This window comes from Undibacterium sp. CCC3.4 (genome assembly GCF_034347425.1).
Classification (GTDB): Bacteria; Pseudomonadota; Gammaproteobacteria; order Burkholderiales; family Burkholderiaceae_D; genus Undibacterium.
In genome coordinates this window covers 3,717,661-3,738,272 of record NZ_CP133779.1, presented here as the reverse complement: position 1 = coordinate 3,738,272, position 20,612 = coordinate 3,717,661, and the positions used below count along the sequence as shown (strand labels likewise).

Annotated in this window: 16 protein-coding genes and 1 tRNA gene; 8 read left to right on the top strand and 9 right to left on the bottom strand. The window is 51.9% G+C overall.

Going from position 1 to position 20,612, the window contains the following annotated elements; translation table 11 throughout:
• Nucleotides 1–74 precede the first annotated feature (74 nt).
• Nucleotides 75–1,070, bottom strand: a complete 996-nt coding sequence (locus RHM61_RS16755; protein WP_322248426.1) for a site-specific integrase — start codon at nt 1,068–1,070, stop codon at nt 75–77.
• A 134-nt stretch (nt 1,071–1,204) separates the two neighbouring features.
• Nucleotides 1,205–1,281: transfer RNA gene (locus tag RHM61_RS16750), tRNA-Met, on the bottom strand.
• Between the two features lie 209 nt (nt 1,282–1,490).
• Between RHM61_RS16750 and ppnN the strand changes: the two genes are divergently transcribed.
• Together ppnN and RHM61_RS16740 are read left to right on the top strand one after the other, a co-directional pair.
• On the top strand, nt 1,491–2,858 hold the full coding sequence (gene ppnN, locus RHM61_RS16745) for a nucleotide 5'-monophosphate nucleosidase PpnN (RefSeq protein WP_322248425.1): 1,368 nt from the start codon (nt 1,491–1,493) through the stop codon (nt 2,856–2,858).
• Between the two features lie 182 nt (nt 2,859–3,040).
• The gene (locus RHM61_RS16740) at nt 3,041–3,997 is read left to right on the top strand and encodes a chemotaxis protein (protein WP_322248424.1); all 957 of its coding nucleotides are present in this window, start codon (nt 3,041–3,043) and stop codon (nt 3,995–3,997) included.
• A gap of 123 nt (nt 3,998–4,120) precedes the next feature.
• On the opposite strand, the gene RHM61_RS16735 is transcribed toward RHM61_RS16740, so the two are convergent.
• Nucleotides 4,121–4,345, bottom strand: a complete 225-nt coding sequence (locus tag RHM61_RS16735; protein WP_322251119.1) for a hypothetical protein — start codon at nt 4,343–4,345, stop codon at nt 4,121–4,123.
• Between the two features lie 304 nt (nt 4,346–4,649).
• Nucleotides 4,650–5,783 carry a cupin domain-containing protein gene (locus tag RHM61_RS16730; protein ID WP_322248423.1) on the bottom strand — a complete coding sequence of 378 codons (1,134 nt, stop codon included), beginning with the start codon at nt 5,781–5,783 and terminating at the stop codon, nt 4,650–4,652.
• Nucleotides 5,784–5,863: 80 nt separating this feature from the next.
• Between RHM61_RS16730 and RHM61_RS16725 the strand changes: the two genes are divergently transcribed.
• Nucleotides 5,864–6,412 carry a peptidylprolyl isomerase gene (locus RHM61_RS16725; protein ID WP_322248422.1) on the top strand — a complete coding sequence of 183 codons (549 nt, stop codon included), beginning with the start codon at nt 5,864–5,866 and terminating at the stop codon, nt 6,410–6,412.
• 445 nt (nt 6,413–6,857) lie between these two features.
• Here the strand turns inward: RHM61_RS16725 and mutS are convergent, their stop codons facing one another.
• From mutS to RHM61_RS16705, 4 genes are all read right to left on the bottom strand, one after another.
• The gene (gene mutS, locus RHM61_RS16720; protein WP_322248421.1) at nt 6,858–9,515 is read right to left on the bottom strand and encodes a DNA mismatch repair protein MutS; all 2,658 of its coding nucleotides are present in this window, start codon (nt 9,513–9,515) and stop codon (nt 6,858–6,860) included.
• Nucleotides 9,516–9,897: 382 nt separating this feature from the next.
• Nucleotides 9,898–11,055 carry an acyltransferase gene (locus RHM61_RS16715; RefSeq protein WP_322248420.1) on the bottom strand — a complete coding sequence of 386 codons (1,158 nt, stop codon included), beginning with the start codon at nt 11,053–11,055 and terminating at the stop codon, nt 9,898–9,900.
• Nucleotides 11,056–11,259: 204 nt separating this feature from the next.
• Complete coding sequence (locus tag RHM61_RS16710; protein WP_322248419.1) at nt 11,260–12,624, bottom strand: DEAD/DEAH box helicase; 1,365 nt, start codon at nt 12,622–12,624, stop codon at nt 11,260–11,262.
• Nucleotides 12,625–12,715: 91 nt separating this feature from the next.
• Nucleotides 12,716–13,513 (bottom strand): inositol monophosphatase family protein, encoded by a 798-nt coding sequence (locus tag RHM61_RS16705; protein WP_322251118.1) that lies wholly within the window; start codon nt 13,511–13,513, stop codon nt 12,716–12,718.
• Between the two features lie 174 nt (nt 13,514–13,687).
• On the opposite strand from RHM61_RS16705, the gene RHM61_RS16700 reads away from it, so the two are divergent.
• The 3 genes from RHM61_RS16700 to RHM61_RS16690 all read left to right on the top strand — a co-directional run bounded on the left by RHM61_RS16700 (nt 13,688) and on the right by RHM61_RS16690 (nt 17,282).
• Complete coding sequence (locus RHM61_RS16700) at nt 13,688–14,458, top strand: RNA methyltransferase (protein WP_322248418.1); 771 nt, start codon at nt 13,688–13,690, stop codon at nt 14,456–14,458.
• A 198-nt stretch (nt 14,459–14,656) separates the two neighbouring features.
• Entirely contained in the window at nt 14,657–16,564 is a 1,908-nt protein-coding gene (locus RHM61_RS16695; protein WP_322248417.1) for a hypothetical protein, read from the top strand.
• A 70-nt stretch (nt 16,565–16,634) separates the two neighbouring features.
• Nucleotides 16,635–17,282, top strand: coding sequence for a glutathione S-transferase (locus RHM61_RS16690; RefSeq protein WP_322248416.1), 648 nt, complete (start codon nt 16,635–16,637; stop codon nt 17,280–17,282).
• A 61-nt stretch (nt 17,283–17,343) separates the two neighbouring features.
• Here RHM61_RS16690 and RHM61_RS16685 read toward each other — a convergent pair whose 3' ends face one another.
• On the bottom strand, nt 17,344–18,144 hold the full coding sequence (locus tag RHM61_RS16685) for a PP2C family protein-serine/threonine phosphatase (protein WP_322248415.1): 801 nt from the start codon (nt 18,142–18,144) through the stop codon (nt 17,344–17,346).
• Nucleotides 18,145–18,237: 93 nt separating this feature from the next.
• Here RHM61_RS16685 and RHM61_RS16680 point away from each other — a divergent pair, with 93 nt between their 5' ends.
• Nucleotides 18,238–18,438 carry a YdcH family protein gene (locus tag RHM61_RS16680; protein WP_322248414.1) on the top strand — a complete coding sequence of 67 codons (201 nt, stop codon included), beginning with the start codon at nt 18,238–18,240 and terminating at the stop codon, nt 18,436–18,438.
• A gap of 62 nt (nt 18,439–18,500) precedes the next feature.
• Nucleotides 18,501–20,519 (top strand): ATP-dependent DNA helicase, encoded by a 2,019-nt coding sequence (locus RHM61_RS16675; RefSeq protein ID WP_322248413.1) that lies wholly within the window; start codon nt 18,501–18,503, stop codon nt 20,517–20,519.
• Nucleotides 20,520–20,612: the final 93 nt, after the last annotated feature.

The window sequence follows — 20,612 nt, the reverse complement described above, 5'->3', positions numbered from 1 at the left end:
AGGCACTATCTTAAACTCTTTGGATAATTGTCTGGACTTAGGGGGCCACTTTACTTATCCTAAAAAGAAGAAAGCTAATGTATTGTCTTTTGACGGATAGCTGCTACTAACTCAGCCGCAGTAGGGTTGTAATAGCGCATCGCCATTTGCAAGGTTTTCCAGCCAAAGATTTTTGCCAATGTTGCTGCGGGTAATACTTTTGCCCATCTGGACGCTGCTTCATGGCGTAGGTCATGAAAACGTAAATTGGTTATGTCAGCATGTCGGCAAAGTCGACTAAATGCCGCAGTAACGCCATCCGTTGCCTGGAATCCCGTCAATCGGCCATGTGGATGTTGCTGGGCACTACGCAGAGCAGATTCTGCAGCAACCGACAAAGGAACATCCCGAGCAGTCCCGTTCTTTGTCATATCCAAATGAATAAAATGGTGAGCTAGGTCGATTTGATCCCAAGTTAAGGACACCATTTCTCCGCAACGCATACCAGTTTCGATAGCAAGTACGATTAATAAACTTAGGTCAGATGATTCCCTCTTACGAGCAGTATCAAACAGGCGCTTCTCCTCATCGCCAACCAGACGCCGGGAGCGGCCTCTGGGGAGTTTTGGTTTGCGAATATCGGTGATGGTATTGGCGACCGAAATTGACCAGTCACGACGGGCTGTATTGAGTACAGCAGAGAATACGGAAAGTTCTAGTTGTACTGTCTTCGGAGCGACTTCTTTTAGTCGCTGGTCACGGTAAGTGGAAAAGTCGACATTTTGTAGGCGGGCGAGTGGACGTAAAGCCAGAGGGTGTCGCATCAACTGCAAAAGACGGTAATTTTCTTTGACATGACCGCGCTTAGCGGGCGTTACTTCCAAGCGATAGCGTTCTAGTGCATCGCCGAGAGTCGTACTTTCTGCGGTTGAACGGTCGCTAAACTCACCACGTCGCATTTTTGCCTCGACATCTCTGGCCCAGTCGTTGGCTGCTTTGATGGTTTCTAAAGTGCGTGTTTGGGTAGGATAGCCTTTGCACCGGACAATGGCTTGATATTGATACGGACCGCGTTTATTGATCGTTGCCATACTTCTGCTCCAATTGAGGTTGAGGAACAGGGTATAGACACCGGCATTTCAAACGGAAGTGCAGCAAAATTGCAGCAATAAATCGTTTTAAATGCAAAAAGGCTTACAGCAATTCTGTAAGCCTTTGATTTTATTGGTTGCGGGGGCAGGATTTGAACCTACGACCTTCGGGTTATGAGCCCGACGAGCTGCCAGACTGCTCCACCCCGCGTCTGAGGCCCGAATAATACAACGCCCGCCCAGGATAAGCAAGGGGCCATGCCAAATAATTTATATTTAATGCCGCCAGCAGCAGCAGCAATTGGCAAAGCAGTGATTTTCATCCGCGCCGGGCTGACAAGCGCTGGAAAGCATGCATAATGATATTCAAGCCTGCGGCCGATTGTGCGGCCTGCGGCGTTTTCAGGAAAGTGTTGCAGCATGGAATATGAAGTGATCGATACCCAAATTTCGCCCGAAGGTCGGATGGAAGTTTTGTCCAAGCTCGAAGTGGCCATGTTGTTGGACCACAGTCATGGCGGCTTATACCAAGTGTTTCGAAATTGTGCATTGGCAGTTTTGAATTGCGGCAGCGGACTCGATGATGGCAAAGAATTGCTTGAACGTTATAAGACGTTTCAAGTAAGTATCATTGAGCGCGAGCGCGGCATCAAACTCGAAGTAAAAGGGGCACCGGCCAGCGCCTTCGTTAATGGCGTAATGATCAAAGGCATACAGGAACACTTATTCGCGGTCTTGCGCGATATCTTGTTTATTCAAGCGCAATTGTCCGATGGCCCATTCGATTTAGTGAGCTCCGAAGGCATCACCGATGCGGTGTTCCATGTTTTGCGTAACGCCAATTTATTGCATCCACAAGTCAATCCTAATCTGGTCGTTTGCTGGGGTGGTCACTCGATCTCTGGTCCGGAGTACGATTACACCAAGCAAGTCGGCTATGAGCTTGGCTTGCGTGCCCTCGACATCTGTACCGGCTGTGGTCCGGGCGCGATGAAGGGACCGATGAAGGGGGCCACCATAGGTCATGCCAAGCAGCGCATCACGCATAATCGTTACCTCGGTTTCACCGAGCCTGGCATCATCGCTGCCGAAGCCCCTAACCCTATCGTCAATGAATTGGTGATACTGCCGGATATAGAAAAACGCCTCGAGGCGTTTGTACGCTGTGGTCATGCAGTCATTGTGTTCCCTGGTGGGGCGGGGACTGCGGAAGAAATTCTGTATTTGCTTGGTATCTTGCTGCACCCGGACAATGCGGACATGCCGTTTCCTTTGATTTTTACCGGACCGGCCAGTGCTGCTGCTTATTTCACCCAGATTGATCGCTTCATCGCCGATACGCTGGGCGCGCCGGCGCAAGCTTTATACCAAATCATCATTGGCGATCCCGTCTTGGTTGCGCAAACCGTCGCGCAGGGGATTGCACAGGTGCGTGCCTACCGCAAAGCCGAAGGCGATGCCTATTATTTCAATTGGATGTTGAAAATAGATGCGGAGTTTCAAAAACCCTTCGAACCGACGCATCAAAATATGCGTAATCTGGCACTCCATAAAAATCAAGAGCGCCATTTGCTGGCGGCGAATTTACGCCGGGCCTTTTCTGGCATTGTGGCGGGAAATGTTAAAAATCAAGGAATCCGGGCAATTGAGCAACACGGGCATTTCGAAATAGCCGGGGATACGGCTATGATGGAGGCAATGGATAGTTTGCTGACGTCTTTTGTTGTGCAAAACCGAATGAAGTTGCCTGGCAAAGCTTACACCCCTTGCTATCGTGTCATAAAGTAAGTAAATTTGCTGAATTACAAAGGTTTCTTTAATTCAATTCTCGAAGTCGGTGCCGTGAAGCATGAATCATTGCTAGAATTTGTAATAAGATAAGTACATGTATTTATGTCAATCTTAAACTTACCATATTACATGCAGTAAATTATTGATCTTTAATTCGTTTACCGATGAGGGCGAAAATTATGAGTTCTGTACAACAAGAAGTGGACGAACGTACCAATCTCACTGGTTCCAACAAGTTTGAATTGCTATTGTTCAGATTGGGTGGCGACGCCGCCGGTGACCGGTCTGAATTATTCGGCATTAATGTTTTTAAGGTCAGAGAAATCGTCGCGATGCCAGCCATCACGGCGGTAGCCGGTTCCTTGCCACACATGTTGGGCGTGGTCAATTTGCGTGGGCAAATCATTCCTGTGATCGATTTGCCGGCCGTGGTCGGTTGCACGCCGAAAACGGGCTTGAATATTATGCTCGTTACCGAATATGCGCGCACGACCCAAGGTTTTGCGGTGGAATCGGTGGAAGAGATCGTGCGCCTTGATTGGAATCAAGTGCTGTCAGCCGAAAGCAGTGCAGTCGGTGGCATGGTGACGAGCATTGCTCGTCTCGATGGCGATACGGAGAATACCCGGTTAGCCCAAGTACTGGATGTCGAACAGATCTTACGTCAGATTACCCCTTCAGATACCAAAGACATTGACCCGGAAACCATCGGCGATCGTTTGCAGATGAAAGAAGGCTCGGTCATTCTGGCGGCCGATGATTCTGCCGTAGCGCGTAGCTTGATTGAACAAGCGCTCGGGGCCATTGGTGCACCCTACATCATGACCAAGACCGGCAAGGAAGCCTGGGACAAGCTGCAGTTGCTCGCCGCAGCGGCGACCACTGAGGGTAAGTCTTTGCGCGACAAGGTCGCCATGGTGCTGACAGATTTGGAAATGCCGGAAATGGATGGCTTTACGCTGACGCGTAAAATCAAGCAAGATGAACGCTATAAAGGCTTGCCTGTAATCATACACTCCTCTTTGTCTGGTCAAACCAATGAAGAGCATATCAAAACTGTCGGCGCAGATGCCTATGTGGCGAAGTTTGTGGCGGAAGAATTGGCGGCGGCGATTCGAAAAGTGCTGGCCAAGTAAGCGACTGGTCTCTCACTGAAGCGGTGCGCATTGATTGCGTGCCGTTTTTTTAAATTCCAAAGTTTTTTTGGGGGCATAAAAAAAGCCGACCTTGCGGTCGGCTTTTTCAGCACAAGTAAAAAATTACTTGGATGCTGGAGCTGCAGTAGCCGAAGCTGCTGGAGCGGCGCCAGATGCAGCGGCTGCATCCGAAGCGGCTGCAGGAGCTGGAGCAGCTGCTGGTGCTTCAGCAGGAGCCGAAGCTGGTGCTGGAGCAACTGCGGATGCTGCAGGAGCGGCTTCTTCTTTTTTACCGCAAGCGGCCAAAGCGATTGCCAACAGGGATACGATCAGGAGTGATTTTTTCATGTTTGTACTTTCAATAAGTAGATCAAAAATAAGATCAGAATTTTGCGATGAATAATTACCGGTAATTATCGCTCTACATAGGTTTACTCGGCGGTAACGAGGAACGGAAATTCTCCGGTACCTTCGAAAGTTCCCTAGCCCACGATTATAATGATTTTTGAGGCAATGGAACAGCCATAGATGGTGAATTGCCCTGTTTTTCTCATATATTTGCATTTAGGAAAGCATTGGGCAGCCAAAAAGGGCTGTTTTTGTACTGAAAGAAAATTTTTTATTCAAATTTTTCAGATTTGAGTAAAAATCATCAAGCTAATTCCAGCCAGCCATCTTCGGTCCATAAGCAAAAAGCTTCCATCACATCGTCAGACGCTTGCAGTAAATCGGTCCCGGCCAGACAGCGCTGATTAGCCAAACGATTGAGTATGACTTGATCATGTTCGTCAACCGCAAATGACTCACCGTTAATAAACACGTGCTCGTCGCGGTACAACATGGTCGTTTTCAGTGCAAGACGCAAACCCTTCTTCTGTGCCGCTGCAGCGAAACGCTTCGGTGTCAGGGCTTTTTCGGGTGCGTTGAAAAATACGCTGGCTTTAGGTGCAGACAGATATTCGCCGATGAAAATCGTGATGTCTTCCGGCGTGAAGCGGATATGCTGGATTTGTTCGCTGATTTGTGCGATCAGCGCGTGGTCGAGTTCGGCCGGGGCTGCGCTGGGCTGGAGTTCGGGGTCGGCATAACGACCTGGCAAATCTATGCTGTCAGACATAAATTGCAAAAAGGCGACGCCGATTTCCTGAAACGAGGGAGCGCGAAAACCGATGGAGCAAGTCATGCATTCGCCGATGGCAATGCCGTCATGCGCATAGTGAGGCGGCAAGTACAGCATGTCGCCCGGCTCGAGGATGAATTCTTGCTCGGGCGTGAATTTTTTCAGAATTTTGAGCGGCATGCCATCGATCAGCGATAAATCTTTTTGTGCGCCGATTTGCCATTTGCGTAGTCCCTGCGCTTGAAGCAAGAACACATCGTAAGAATCGAAGTGCGGCCCCACACCGCCGCCGTCGGCCGCGTAGCTGATCATCAAGTCGTCGAGGCGGGCATCGGGAAGGAAGCGGAATTGGCGTAACAAGTCGTCGGCCGCGCGCTCATGCAAGTTCACACCCTGTACCAGTAAGGTCCAGTCTTTGTTTTCTTTGCGTGGTAGCGCAGCAATAGGGCCGTTCTGCATTTCCCAGTGACTATTAAAACAACTGACCAGACGCGATTCGACGTCTTCGCGGCCGGTCAAGTCAAATAATTGCTCCTGGCTGAGCGGCGGCACGAAGCCAGGAATAGCTTGGCGGATTAATAAAGGCTTTTTGTGCCAATATTCTTGGAAGAATTGTTCCGCGGTAATTCCGCCGAGCAGTGTCAGGGGGAGGAGGTTTTTTTTCATGGCGATATTATAGGCTGAGCTTGGCTGTGCTGCTAGACGAGTATAATCTGCTATGAATATTTATTTTTTAAGGAAATTGTATGAAGATTGTCAAAAATTCAGTTGTTACTGCCCGCTATACCTTATCCGACGCGCAAGATAACCTGATCGAAGAAGGTCAGGAGCCGATGGTGTACCTGCATGGTGGCTATGACAATATCTTCCCGAAAATCGAAGAAGCGCTTGAAGGTAAAGAAGCCGGCTTCTCCACAATTTTGCAATTGAACCCAGAAGATGCCTTTGGCGATTACGATGCGACCCTGGTGAAAGTAGAGACACGCGATCGTTTCCCTTCGCCACTGGAAGTCGGGATGCAGTTCGAGGGCACGCCCGAGCAGGCAGAGCCGTCGGATGAAGAAGATAGCATGCTGTTTACGGTGACCGACATCGCTGATGACAAAGTTGTCCTCGATGGCAATCACCCGCTGGCCGGCATTGCCTTGCGTTTTTCTGTAACGGTTGAAGCGGTACGCGAAGCCAGTGATGAAGAAATTGCTCACGGTCATGTTCATGGCGCGCATGCGCATCATCACGATGAGGAAGATGAAGATGACAGCGGCAACGAATACCGCACTCATTCACTGCACTGAACAACTTAATCGATCGTCGCAAGCGACGATGGAACAGACTCTGGAAGGGGTTTGCATCCCCTCCCATCGGGTCGCTCCTTCCTCGCTCGCCGGCCCCAAGAGGCTGTCGCAAAAGGGTTTTCACTCGGTATCATTACCCCGGTCGGACATCACGTCGTTCCTGCGCGCTTTTGGCAGGAATCCAGCGACGTTCGTGGTTGACTGAAAATGCCAGAAATGATGCTGTTTTCAGTGTTAAAAACGACACTGGGTTCCCGCCAAAAGCATGCGGGAATGACGAGACTGTGGCATGCAGGAATGACGAGACTGTGGCATGCAGGAATGACGAGGTATGCGGTGTTTCAGGTGTAAAAAAGCGTCCATCAGGCTTTTGTGACAGCCTCTGAAGGCCGGGGTTTCAAACCCTGAGTTGATCAATCGGGCCACTTGCGTGGCCCGATTTCGTTTACTGAGCCGCTTGATACAGGCCCTTGAGCGCATACAAGGCCTCGAGTGCCTGGCGCGGGGTCAAGGCATCGGGATCCAAGGCCGCCAATTCCTCATGCAATTCCTCGAATTCCGCCGGCAGTGCCGCCTCCGTTACTGCTGGCAAGCTTGGCGTAGAGAATAGATCGAATTGCGGCGTCGCTTGCAAGGAATGCGCTTCGAGCTCGGCCAAGTGCTTGCGCGCGGCGCGAATCACGCTTTGCGGTATGCCGGCCAGTTGTGCTACTTGCAGGCCATAGCTTTGCGAAGCCGGGCCGCTTTGCACGGCATGTAAGAAAACGATTTTCTCTTTATGCTCGACCGCTGACAAATGCACATTGGCTGCACTCGGATGTAAGTCTGGCAGTTGCGTGAGTTCAAAGTAATGGGTCGCAAACAAAGTGTAACTGCGCGATACCTCGATCAAATGTTTCGAAATCGCCCAGGCCAGTGCCAAGCCGTCGAAGGTCGAGGTGCCACGGCCTACCTCATCCATCAAGACCAAAGAGTGCGTGCTGGCAGCATTGAGAATAGCAGCCGATTCCGTCATTTCCACCATGAAGGTGGAACGCCCACCGGCCAGATCATCGGCTGCGCCGATGCGGGTAAAAATCCTGTCGATGGGGCCGATGGCGGCCGCTGTTGCCGGCACATAGCTGCCAACATAGGCGAGCAGGGTGATCAGCGCAACCTGGCGCATGAAGGTCGATTTACCACCCATATTCGGACCGGTGATCAACAACAGTTTGCGTTCTTCAGAGAGTTCGCAATCATTGGCAATAAATCGTTCGATTTGATTTTCCACCACCGGGTGACGACCCTGTTGTATCCGCAACTGTGGTTCCGCGAGTAGTTGCGGCGCGCACCAATTGTTGCGCAGGGCATGGCCGGCCAAACCAGCCAAGGCATCGAGCTGGGCGATGGCATGGGCGATCGTTTGCAATTGAGTTATGTGGAGCGCAATGTGTTGTAGCAATTGATCGAACAGAATTTTTTCACGCACCAAGGCCCGGTCTTGGGCTGACAAAGCCTTGTCTTCAAAGGCTTTCAATTCTGGCGTGATATAGCGTTCGGCATTTTTGAGTGTTTGACGACGGCGATAATTATCAGGCACTTTATCGCTCTGGCCGTTGGTGACTTCGATATAGAAACCATGCACACGGTTATATTCGACACGTAAATTGGCAATGCCGGTGCGTTCGCGTTCGGAAATTTCCAGGTCGATCAGAAATTGTCCGGCATTTTCGGATAAGGCGCGCAATTCATCGAGCTCGGCATCGTAACCGGTGGCAATCACGCCACCATCGCGCACCATGCTCGCCGGCACCGGCATGAGGCCGCGCTCCAGTGCGTCGAGGCAGTCGATCGGGGTCGCCAAGTCTGCCAACGCCATCGCCAGTACGCTGGTTTCTGAAGCGCTCAGACAGTGGCTGACGAGTTGGCGTAACTGCGGCAATTGTTGCAAGCCATCGCGCAGGCCGGACAGGTCGCGCGGTCGTGCCGATTGCAGGGCAATGCGCGTGGTAATTCGTTCGATGTCGGGAATGGCATTGAGAATCGGCACAAACTGCTCAGCGGCATCGGTTTGTATCAAGGCGGCGATGGCGGCATGGCGCGAGCGTGCCACGGCTTGATCGCGGCGCGGATGATGCAACCAATGACGCAGCAGGCGTGAACCCATCGCGGTGCGGCAGTGATCGAGCAGGGAAAACAGGGTCGGCGCTTCTTGGCCGCGCAGGGTTTCGGTCAATTCCAAATTACGCCGCGTCGCGCTGTCGAGGCCGATGAATTCTTCTTCGCTTTCTACTGTTAAACTGTTGACATGACGCAGTCCGCGTCCTTGGGTACTTTCCGCGTAGCGCAGCAAGGCACCGCCGGCACCGAAGGCCGCACTCATCATATCGGCACCGAAACCACTGAGGGTGGCCGTACCCATTTGATCTTCCAAGGCTTTTTGCCCTTGTTTGAGATCGAAGTGCCAGTCCGGGACTTCGGAAAATTTCCCCGGCAATTGCTGATGAAATTCTTCCAACAACAGGGTACCGGCCGACAGCAGAATTTCAGCCGGAGAAATGCGCTCCAATTCTTGCATCAAGCGGTTGCGCAAGGCTTTCTCTTCGCATTGAAATTCCATTAATTTCAATGCGCCACTGGCCAGCGACAGCCAAGCCAAGCCAACGGTAATGGTTTTACGTTGTTGCAGCATTACCAGCGCGAGTAAAGGGCGTTCTGATTTTTCCGGCAATAAATCGGTGTCAGTCAGGGTGCCGGGAGTGATCACGCGCATCACCTTGCGTTCTACCGGACCCTTGCTGGTCGCCGGATCGCCGATTTGTTCACAGATCGCTGCCGATTCGCCCAGCTTGACCAGTTTGGCCAGATACGTTTCGAGCGAGTGAAACGGTACGCCAGCCATCTTGATCGGGTTACCACCGGAACTGCCGCGTTGCGTGAGCGTGATACCCAGCAGGCGCGAGACTTTTTCGGCATCGCCAAAAAACAATTCATAAAAATCACCCATGCGATAGAACACCAAGGTATCGGGATGCTCGGCTTTGATGCCTAAATATTGCAGCATCATGGGGGTATGTTTGGCCTCAGAGTCGGGCGTTGCGCTGGATTTCTTTTTGTCTGTCATGTACTCGGTCTTGAAATGGGATGACGACCTGCAGGGGCTGCGGTGCTTGCCAAGAGTCTGTTGCGACGTGTGCGGCTGCTCGTCGGCCCTGCGTCAGTCGATAAAACAGGAATGGTAAATCAATCACGCAGAGCGCGGGGAACTTTGCGTACGATTTCACTGCGCTGCGCTGGCGCTTTCTAAAAAGCCAGCAAGATATTCTGGAATTTCGCTGTATTTGGCAGTAGCATTTTATTTGACATCGCTACATTACAGGATAGAAATCATGACTGCTATTGCCTTCGATACCCTGAAAATGGTCGAGCAACTTGAGCATGCCGGTTATTTATCTGCGCAAGCGAAACGCGTACGCAATTGGCCTTGCTTGACACGGTGATGCCAATCAAGGCGACTTATTTTCCCTTCTTCTTGCACAGGCGCTCGCGAACTCCATCGCTGGGCGTTCAATATAGCGAAAACTCAGAAAACTGAGTACGACCACGACGGGCGTGAGTAAGAGTGTGTTTGCCCAATGCACGAGTAGTGAGGGGCTTGCTTGTGGTGCCGCTACCATGTCAAACGCGACAAACAAAATAATTCCATGCAGCATATACACGCTGTAGCTGATGCGCCCCATGGCGATGGCCGTCGCGTTGCTCAGCAATCCGAATAGATTATTTCCGCCGGCGATCAGTGCGAATGGGATGGTCAACAGAGCTACTGCGGCGAAATGGTAGGCAGAACGAAATAGGATAACGAGCACGACGAGGCAGGCAATGCACAGCACGGACGAGACTTGATGTCTCGCTAATTGGCAAAATCTCTTTGATCTGACCAATGCGGCGGCGACCAGTCCGCCCAAAAACATGCCAAGTATCTTAGGTGCTGCATGCATGCCAATAGCGATGATGATGCCGCACCAGCCCAGTAGCAGCCACCTTGTGGGTGGGCGTATGCCGAATGCACAAGCGCTCAATGGCAGCAGCGAGTAAAACACCCATTCGTAGGCAATCGACCAACTGACCCCGGCGATAATGAGTGCGGTGCCCTCGAGGCCGTTGATATCGGGCGTGCCGAACAGGCTGAATCCAGCCCAGCGGGCGATGGCCGCGAGCAGGTCGAGCGGTGCTTGCTTGAGTTGTCCATCTGTTTTGATTGCCACAATCAGAACAAGCAGCAGCAGCGCAAAAAAGTACAAAGGGGCGAGACGAAACAGGCGCGATATATACAGTTTTCTCCAATCAATCGGCCTCAGCTTGGCGGCAAATAATTTGGAAAAATACAGGAAGCCACTGACCATGAAAAACAGCACGACACTGCTTTCGCCGAAATGCGTGAAAAGATTGGATGGTGGGACGCGCCATATGCCCGTGTGTAAATAAAAATACCAAATGCTTGCGTGGTGCAGAAAAACGAAGGCGGCGAGGTAGCCGCGCAAACCATCAATGCTGGCCAAGTGAGCGGGGGAATCTTTGCTCGGCGCGCACTTCTCAATGAGGTGGACGGTGAGTGCAATGGTCGCCAAGATCGCAATGGCGGCGAGGTAACTTGATTGATTCAAAGCGAGCCACACAGAGTGATAGTGAAGCGCTTGGAACGACTGCGCGTGTCAAAGGTTCACGCGCAAGCAAAGGCAGCGCGTGTTTTTGGTCGTTTTTTTCAAGTTCCGCTGAGTTACTGGAAGTGATCTGAGTTGTTAAAAAAAACCGCCCGCAGACTTTATGCCTGCGGGCGATTTTTTTCAAGCTACACCGATTGAAAAGACTCAGACGTTACCGCGACCACCAGAGCGACGTGGCGTCGACTGTTTCACTACCGGACGCGTGCCCGGTGTGCGTGGTTTGGCACCGCCTGGCGCGGAATTGCCGCGCGCTTGGGCCGGTTTGTTACCCTGTGGCGAACGACCGCCACGACCGCCACCACCACCTGGTGCGCGGCCTTCAAAGCTGCGCAACTGTATAGGCTGCGCTTTGGCGTGCGGGTCAGGGATGAAGCCATCGATGATCTCTTGTGGAATCTGACGCTTGATCAATTTTTCGATATCGGCCAACAATTTGAATTCATCGACACACACCAGCGACACCGCTTCACCGGTCGCACCGGCGCGGCCAGTACGACCGATGCGGTGAACGTAATCTTCGGGCACATTCGGCAAATCGTAATTGACTACATGCGGCAATTGATCGATGTCGATACCGCGCGCGGCGATATCGGTGGCGACCAAGACAGTCAAGCTGCCTTCTTTGAATTCAGCCAAAGCCTTGGTACGTGCCGACTGGCTCTTGTTGCCATGGATAGCCATGGCAGAGATGTCGTCTTTCAATAATTGTTCGACCAATTTATTGGCACCATGTTTGGTGCGTGTAAACACCAATACTTGGTTCCAGGAATGTGTCTTGATCAGATGCGCGAGCACCGGATGTTTTTTATCGCGGTCAACCGGATGGACTTTCTGAGCGATGATTTCGACGGTCGAATTGCGACGCGCGACTTCGATCATGGCTGGATTATTCAAGAGGCGATCGGCCAAGACTTTGATTTCATCGGAGAAGGTCGCCGAGAACAACAGGTTTTGTCGTTTCGCTGGCAGGATCGCCAAGACTTTTTTGATATCGTGAATGAAGCCCATATCGAGCATACGATCGGCTTCATCGAGTATCAAAATTTCGACGTGGCGCAGATCAATCGTGCCTTGCTGATGATGGTCGAGCAGACGCCCTGGTGTGGCCACCAAAATATCGACGCCGTGCTTCAAAAGCTTGATTTGAGGATTAATACCGACCCCGCCGAAAATCACGCCGGAAGTCAGGGGCACATATTTGCCGTAAGTTTCCACGCTTTCTTGCACCTGGGCTGCCAGCTCACGCGTTGGTGTCAACACCAGTGCGCGGATGGGACGACGGCTCAGTTTGTCTTTCGGCGCATTGAGTGAGGTCGACAGACGTTGCAAAACCGGCAGAGTGAAGCCAGCAGTTTTGCCGGTACCGGTTTGCGCACCGGCCAGCAGATCGCCGCCTTTGATGACGGCTGGAATTGCTTGCAGCTGAATTGGGGTCGGGGAGGTGTAGCCTTGTTCGCTGACGGCGCGGACAATGTCCTCGGACAGACCGAGTTCGTTAAATGATGACATGTGTTTCTAATGATTTGGTGAAAGCATGGACCAACTTGCATCGGTCCTGTGAAAAAGCGAAGCCCAGACTGCCGCAAACGGCAGTGAGAGATTATTTTTTGGCGGCACCTGCAAAGCTTTGCAGTAAGTTGACCATTTGTCCGAACACTTTTGGTGTGCCGGCCAAGATATCACCTTTGTGCAGATAATCGGAGTCGCCGACGAAGGTACCGACGATGCCGCCGGCTTCGGTTATCAGCAAAGAGCCGGCAGCGAGATCCCAAGGTGCCAGACCTTTTTCGAAAAAGCCATCGAGACGACCGGCCGCAACATATGCCAAATCGAGGGCGGCAGCACCCGGCCTTCTGAGTCCTTGACATTTCGCAGTCATGATTTTGAACATTTCGACATACTGGTCGAGGCCGGACAGATCACGTGATGGAAAACCGGTGCCGATCAAGGCATCAGCAATTTTATCGCAACGGGTAACACGGATGCGTTTATCATTGAGGTAGGCACCGCCGCCTTTGCTGGCGGTAAACATCTCATTGCGCGTAGGATCATAGACCACGGCTTGTGTAATGACGCCGCGATGTTGCAATGCTATCGATACGCAATATTGCGGGAAACCGTGGATGAAGTTGGTGGTGCCATCGAGTGGATCGATGATCCAAACGAATTCACTTTCGTCGTGTAAGTTAGCGGAGGCACCCGATTCTTCGGCCAAGATCGCATGATCTGGGTAGGCTGTTTTCAAGACTTCGATGATGGCTGCTTCAGCAGCTTGATCGACTTCGGTTACAAAGTCATTGAAATGTTTCTCTGTGACGCTGACGCGGTCGAGATCAAACGAGGCGCGGTTGATGACGGTCGCGCCGCGACGAGCGGCTTTAACAGCCGTATTGAGCATTGGGTGCATAAGTTTTCCGATAAAATGACGGCAGACAGCAGCGCTTCACCTTCGGATGAAGTACCCTGATCTGCTACACAAAAATGATAAAGAGCGTGCGTAACTGTCATCGTAAAACGGTGCCGCCATACGTAGCACAACCATAACAATCAACGCTGAATACCGCTATTTTAAATGAACTTGCCCGAAACTGACACATCTCTTTTCAAACGCCTGCGCTTCGTGCTGGTCGAAACCAGTCATCCTGGCAATATTGGTGCGGCCGCAAGGGCGATTAAAACCATGGGCTTCGGCCAGTTGGTACTGGTCAACCCACGTTTTGACGATGCCTTAAGCCATCCCGATGCGATTGCCTTTGCCAGTGGCGCACTCGACATTCTCGAGGGCGCGCGGATCGTCAGCACCATGGACGAGGCTTTGCACGGCTGTCAATTTGTCGCTGCCGTCAGCGCCCGTTTGCGCGAATACTCACCCCCCTTGATCACACCGCGCGCCTTTGCCAAGAGCGCAGCCGAGCAGAGTGCTGGCGAGGTTGCGCTGATTTTCGGCAGTGAACGCTATGGCTTGCCGAATGAAGTCGTGATGAATTGCCAAACGCTAATCAATATTCCAGCCAACCCGGTGTATTCTTCGCTCAATCTGGCGCAGGCGATTCAATTGCTGGCGTATGAAAGCCGCATTGCCGCCCTCGATACGGAAACGCCACCGCCCGGTGAGCAGAAAATCGGCTTTCAGGGTGTGCGTGCCAGCAATGAAGACGTCGAGCGTATGTATACGCACTTAGAACAGGCCCTCATCGCCATCGATTTTCTCGATCCGGAAAAACCGAAAAAGCTCATGCCGCGCTTGAAGCGTCTGTTCGCGCGTGCCGAACTCGAAGCGGAAGAAGTCAGTATTTTACGCGGCATCGCCAATAAGATCCTCGCTGACCGAACTGCGCAATAGCGCGCAATAAGCGTGGCGAAAAGATTGAACTCTACTGCTTTGTTGTTTAAATTGATAAATATGATGAAATGCATTAGTTGTAATGCAATTAGTTTATCCTTTAGTATTTGCACAAGCGAACAGTTTTGTTATAACCAAGGTAATATTGCAATATCAAGAACAGTGCCAAACAGCAAGTACTTTTAATTTATCGAGGATATGATTATTTCTGTACCATTTCGCCCATCTTCTGTTTATTTATTGTGTGCCAGCGCTTTTTTGACTTGCCACGCAGGTAATGCTCATGCGCTCGGTCTCGGTAATTTGCACGTTCTTTCCAATCTTGGCCAAACGCTCAGTGCCCAGCTTGAAATCAGTGGGGTGGAAGCCGCCGATATGGATGCCAATTGCTTTACTGCCAGTCTTGAAAGCTTGGAGGGTTTGCCGCTTTCCAAGCTCAGTTTGTCGGTATCGAGCCAATGCAAGCGGCGGATGCTGAATTTGGCGAGCAATAAAAACATCGTCGAACCAGCGGTGAAGCTCTTAGTCAAAGTCAGTTGTGAAGTACAGTTGCACCGAGAATTTTCTGTCTTGCTCGATCCGCCGGAGTTCAATTCCATCGCCTTGCCTGGTGTAAGTTCGCCCACTTCCGGCGCCGAACCGACGGCGGCAACACCAGTACAGCGGCCGCGCAAAACACCCCGCACGAGCGAGACAGCGAGCGCGCCGGCCGCCGTGTCAGCCGCGACTACGCCGACGGCCGAAAAAACCAGCAAGCCCAAACTGCGCGCCGCCGTGACCGTGCCGCGTAACACCGGTCGCGATACCTTGAGTTTATCTGACCAGATCGAGCCGGTGTCGAGCGGCTTGAAGATGGCGCAAGAGTTGACTGTGCCAGAAAACGCCGGCAGCGAGCAGAGTAATAGTGAGTTACGACGTGCACAAGTGCAATTTGCCGCCATGCTGCGTGACGAGCCGGTGCAGCCGGCAAGCGCTGTAGTTACGACCGTTGCGACGGCTGCTGCAGACCAAACTGCACTGCAAACGCTGCAGCGTGAAGCTGCGCAGCTGAAACAGCAATTGGGGCGCGAGAAAGCGGCGCTCGATGAGGCGCGCGCGAGTTCGGTCGCAAAGGATTGGGTGTATTTCTTTCTGGTCTTGCTGGCCGCCTGCTTGGCCATTGTAGGCTTGTTGTTCGCATATATTCGTCGTTTGCATCACACGCATTCAGCCACGTGGTGGGAGCAGGGCCAAGCCACTAAATCGACCAATGAGAACCGACGCCACATCGAAGACTTGGTCAACAGCGTGCAGGCGACTTACGAAACGGGGGCGGACAGCGCCATTCTCAGCGCACATCAATTAGCATCCACCGAGCGCGAAGTCAGCGTGCCCACCGCACCGCAGAATGCCAGCAGTGTCGCACTGGGGCCGCTCGATGTCTCTTCCGTGTTCGGCAAAAATTACTCGCCGACCCTGGAAGACAGTAACAGCAGTACGTTTAACTTCTTTTCCACCCGCGATATCGCGGTGAAAGTAGAAGAGATTTCTGACGTTACCCAAGAGGCTGAATTTTGGATGTCGGTCAATGACCCGGAACGTGCGATTGAAATTCTTGAGCCTCAGGCCGACCTGACGCATCCGGAATCGCCGGTGCCTTGGTTGTATCTGCTCGATTTGTACAAGGTAACAGCAAATAAAGAGAAATATAATAGTTTGCGTGATCGATTTATTGTTTTTTTCAATGCCAATGTACCCGAATTTGATATCGATCCGATCAGCTTGCCAGCCCGTCAACTCGATGACTTCGACCACTTGAGCAGAAAAGTCTGTTCCGTCTGGAATACCAAAGACAGTCTGCCATTCTTGGAAAGTTTATTGATCGATGACCGCGATGGCAAGCGTATGGGCTTTGAGTTGCCGGTGTATCGCGATATTTTATTATTGATTGCCATCGCCAATGAGTTGGAACGCCAAAAGACGCTGACCGGTCAAGCTGGCTGGGTTCGCCCACCTGACAGCGAGAAGCCCGGCCTTCCGCTCGATCTTAAGCTTGATCTCAAAGCCGAAGAAAATGAGCATGTCATCAATTTTGAACAGATTGATTTTAAGCAGAAATCCGAATAATTCGGCAACGCGAGGCCAGTGCGCGTCATCCCCGTCTGGCACCCCTATCTACCGTGAATGAGTCACCATTATGATCAAATTATGTGGATTTGCAGTCAGTAATTATTACAATAAAGTAAAATTGGTTTTGCTCGAGAAGGGCATCCCCTTTGAAGAAGTGCTGGCATGGACAGATCGCTCGCCAGAGTTGATGCAACACTCGCCTTTAGGCAAAGTGCCGTATATCACGACACCACAGGGCGATTTGTGCGAATCGCAAGTTATCGTCGACTACTTGGAGCAAGCCTACCCAGCGACCCCTCTGTTGCCGGCTGAGCCTTTCGCGGCTGCCAAGGTGCATGAGTTGGTGGTATTTCTGGAATTACATTTGGAATTGGTGGCGCGTGAATTGTATGGACAGGCTTTTTTCGGTGGCACACTGAGTGAAGAGCTGAAAATCAAAATTGAAAAGCAATTGACTCGCAACATCGCAGCCTTCGCCAAGCTGGCAAAGTTCGACACGTATTTGTATGGAGAAAGCTTGACTCAGGCCGATTGCGCCGCAGTCATCCATTTGCCCTTGATTTCCTTGGCAAGCAAGCTGGTTTATGGCCGCGATTTTTTGGCCGACTTGCCGGTCAAAGAGTACCTGAGTCGCTTGTCGGCCCGTCCGCACATGCAAACAATTTTGGCTGATCGCAAAGCTAATCAGGCACTCATGGCGAGTAAGGCGAAGTAAAGTGAAAGAATCGCTGTGGGCCGTTGATCTGCTTAGGGATCACGGCTCACGGCTTCGGGGTTTACACTGCGCGGCGAATTTTTTGCACGGTATAGGTTTTGACTTCAGCCGGGGCATCGATCAACTTAACAATGGCGAAGGTACAGTTGTCGCCGCGCGGAATGCCGCGTTCACGGGCTTTGCGTATCAAGAGTTCGGAGGCCTGGCGCGGTGAATTGGCGGCGACCGCGGCCGACAGTTCGGCATCATCAAAATAATGCCATAGCCCATCGGAACAGACTAAGAAACTGTCATTGACTTGCAACTGCTCGCACTGACCGAAGCTGATGTAGGGTAGAGTGTTGGTCGAGCCGAGCACATTGACGAGGATATTCGAGAGCCGGTGAGTTTTTGCTTCTTCGGGTAAAATTTTTCCTTCATCGACCAATTTTTCTACATACGAATGATCGCGTGTTTTTTCGGCGAAATTCGGTCCGTTGAAGCGGTATAGGCGCGAGTCGCCGGCATGGGCCCAAATCGCCTCTTGTTTGGGCGTGATCACCAGTGCGACGAAGGTGCTGTGTGGTTCTTTCTCGGCTGACACGGCACTCAGGGTGATCACAGCGTGAGCTTCCATGACGATATTTTGCAGTAACTGACGGACATCGTTACCCGGATAAAATTCATCGAACAATTGTTTGGTGGTACGGATCACTTGCTCAGCCGCGAGTGCGCCACCGCTTTTTCCACCCATGCCGTCGGCCACCACCGCCAGCATATAGCCGGGCGCATTGGGCGCGGCAAACAGGGCGACGCGGTCTTGTTGCTCTTGGCGATCACCGATGTGTTGCCCGGTGCCAGCTTCTATCTTATATTGGCTCATACGTCTCGGTAGATTACACTAGCGAAAAGTCAGTGGTTCTGACTCCCCATGATTTGGCACTAATGAGCATCATTTTACTTTAAGCTGAAGGTTATGAGTCATTTTGAACAAGTACGGCAAAGAATTATTGATTTGGAAGTCGAACATCGCGATCTCGACGTGCTTATTCTGGCCTTGATGCGAGATGCTACGCATGATGAATTACAATTGCGTCGACTCAAAAAACGTAAATTACAATTGAAAGACCATATTACCTTACTTAAAATGCAATTAATGCCGGATGTGCCGGCCTGAACCGCGCATCGCGCATAGCGTCCGTCTGGTTATTTATTTATTTAGTTTGAGATTGTCCCATTTTGAGTGAAATTTCCACCCCTGTTGCGGCGGTTGGCATCCATGATGCCGAAGTCGAACAAATTTTCAGTGCTGCCGGCCCTTTGAGTGCCGCCTTGCCCGGTTATCGCCCGCGCGCCGCGCAGACCGAGATGGCCAAGGCGATTGCGCGCGCGATCTCGGGACAAAGTACCTTGCTGGCCGAAGCCGGCACCGGTACTGGCAAGACCTATGCCTATTTGGCACCGGCTTTGTTGTGGGGCGGTAAAGTCATCGTTTCCACCGGCACCAAAAATCTGCAGGACCAATTATTTTCGCGTGATATCCCGACCGTCAAGCGCGTGTTACAGGCACCGGTATCGGTGGCCTTGCTGAAAGGACGCTCGAATTACCTGTGTCATTATCACCTTGAGCGTACTTTGCAAAATGGCCGGCTCAGCTCACGCGAAGATATCGGTTATTTGCGTGATATTTCGCGTTTCATGAAAACCACTTCGAGTGGCGACAAAGCCGAACTCGCGCGCGTACCGGAAACTGCCAGTGTCTGGGCCTTGGTGACCTCGACCAAGGATACCTGCATGGGCTCGGAGTGTCAGTACTATCAGGATTGCTTTGTCATGAAGGCGCGCAAAGAAGCTCAGCAAGCCGACATCGTGGTGGTCAATCACCACTTGTTCTTTGCCGATGTGGCATTGAAAGACACCGGCATCGCCGAACTGCTGCCCTCGGCCAATACGGTGATCTTTGATGAAGCACACCAGTTGCCGGAAACCGCGACCTTGTTTTTTGGTGACACGGTTTCTACCTCGCAAATCTTGGAATTATGCCGCGATGTGCAAGCAGAGGGTTTATCTCATGCCCGCGATGGTGCCGAATGGAGTAAGTTGGTCGCCCCGGTCGAGCGCGCGGCGCGCGATCTGCGATTAGCGTTTCCACAGGATGTGGTGCGGCTGGCGATTGAACAAATTGCTGCTTCCAGCCCGTTTTTTGAATTTCTCGAAGCGCTCAAAACCAGTCTGGCGGAATTGATCGTCGTACTGGAACAGCAAGCGGTACGCGCCGAAACATTGGAGCAGTGTCGCGCCCGGACCATCATGCTCAATGATCAGATTCATGCTTGGAATGCGGCACCGGAGGGCAAGGAGAAAGAGGGCGACTATGTGTTGTGGGTCGAGGCATATTCTGTCTCTCTGCAGTTGCATCGTACACCTTTGTCGATCGCACCGATTTTCAATAAACAACGTGAAGGTGTGCCACGCACTTGGATCTTCACTTCCGCCACCATGGCAGTGAAAAATGATTTCACTCATTTTGTTTCGCAAATGGGCTTATGGAATGAGCCGGCACATACTTGGCCCAGCCCCTTCAATTATCAGGAGCAGGGCTTCTTGTATGTGCCTAACGGCATGCCTGAGCCGAATTCGCGCGACTATGCCGATGCCGTGGTCGATGCTGCGCTGCCGGTGATTATCGCCGCTGGCGGCCGGACGTTTTTGCTGTGCACCACATTGAAAGCAGTCAAATTCAGTGCTGGCAGGTTAAAAGAAGAGTTTGACAAGCGCGGCTTGAATTTCCCCCTGTTCGTGCAGGGTGATGCCGGACGCACCGAATTACTCGATCGCTTCCGCGCCGCTGGCAATGGCGTCTTGATCGGCAGCCAGAGTTTCTGGGAAGGCGTGGATGTGCGCGGTGAAGCGCTGTCTTTGGTGATCATCGATAAGCTGCCATTTTCGCCGCCCGATGATCCGGTATTGGCTGCGCGAATTACGGCGATGGAAAAAAAGGGGCTCAACGGCTTTGTTCACCATCAACTGCCGGAAGCGATCATCAATCTCAAGCAGGGTGCTGGCCGACTGATACGCGATGAGACCGACGTTGGTGTATTGATGATTTGCGACCCGCGTTTAATTTCCAAACCGTATGGCAAGCGCATTTGGCAAAGTCTACCTGCCTTTACGCGCACGCGTGTGGAAGCCGATGTGATTGCATTTTTTGAAAATCTCAAGCCGGGGGCAGCAAAGACTGCGGTCGACCAGAAGTAAGCTTCGCCCTGCCTAGTGCATGTTGTTAATTTCCGTGCCAAAAAAACGCCCCATACTTTGCGTATGGAGCGTTTTTTTTTGGGCCGGGAACAC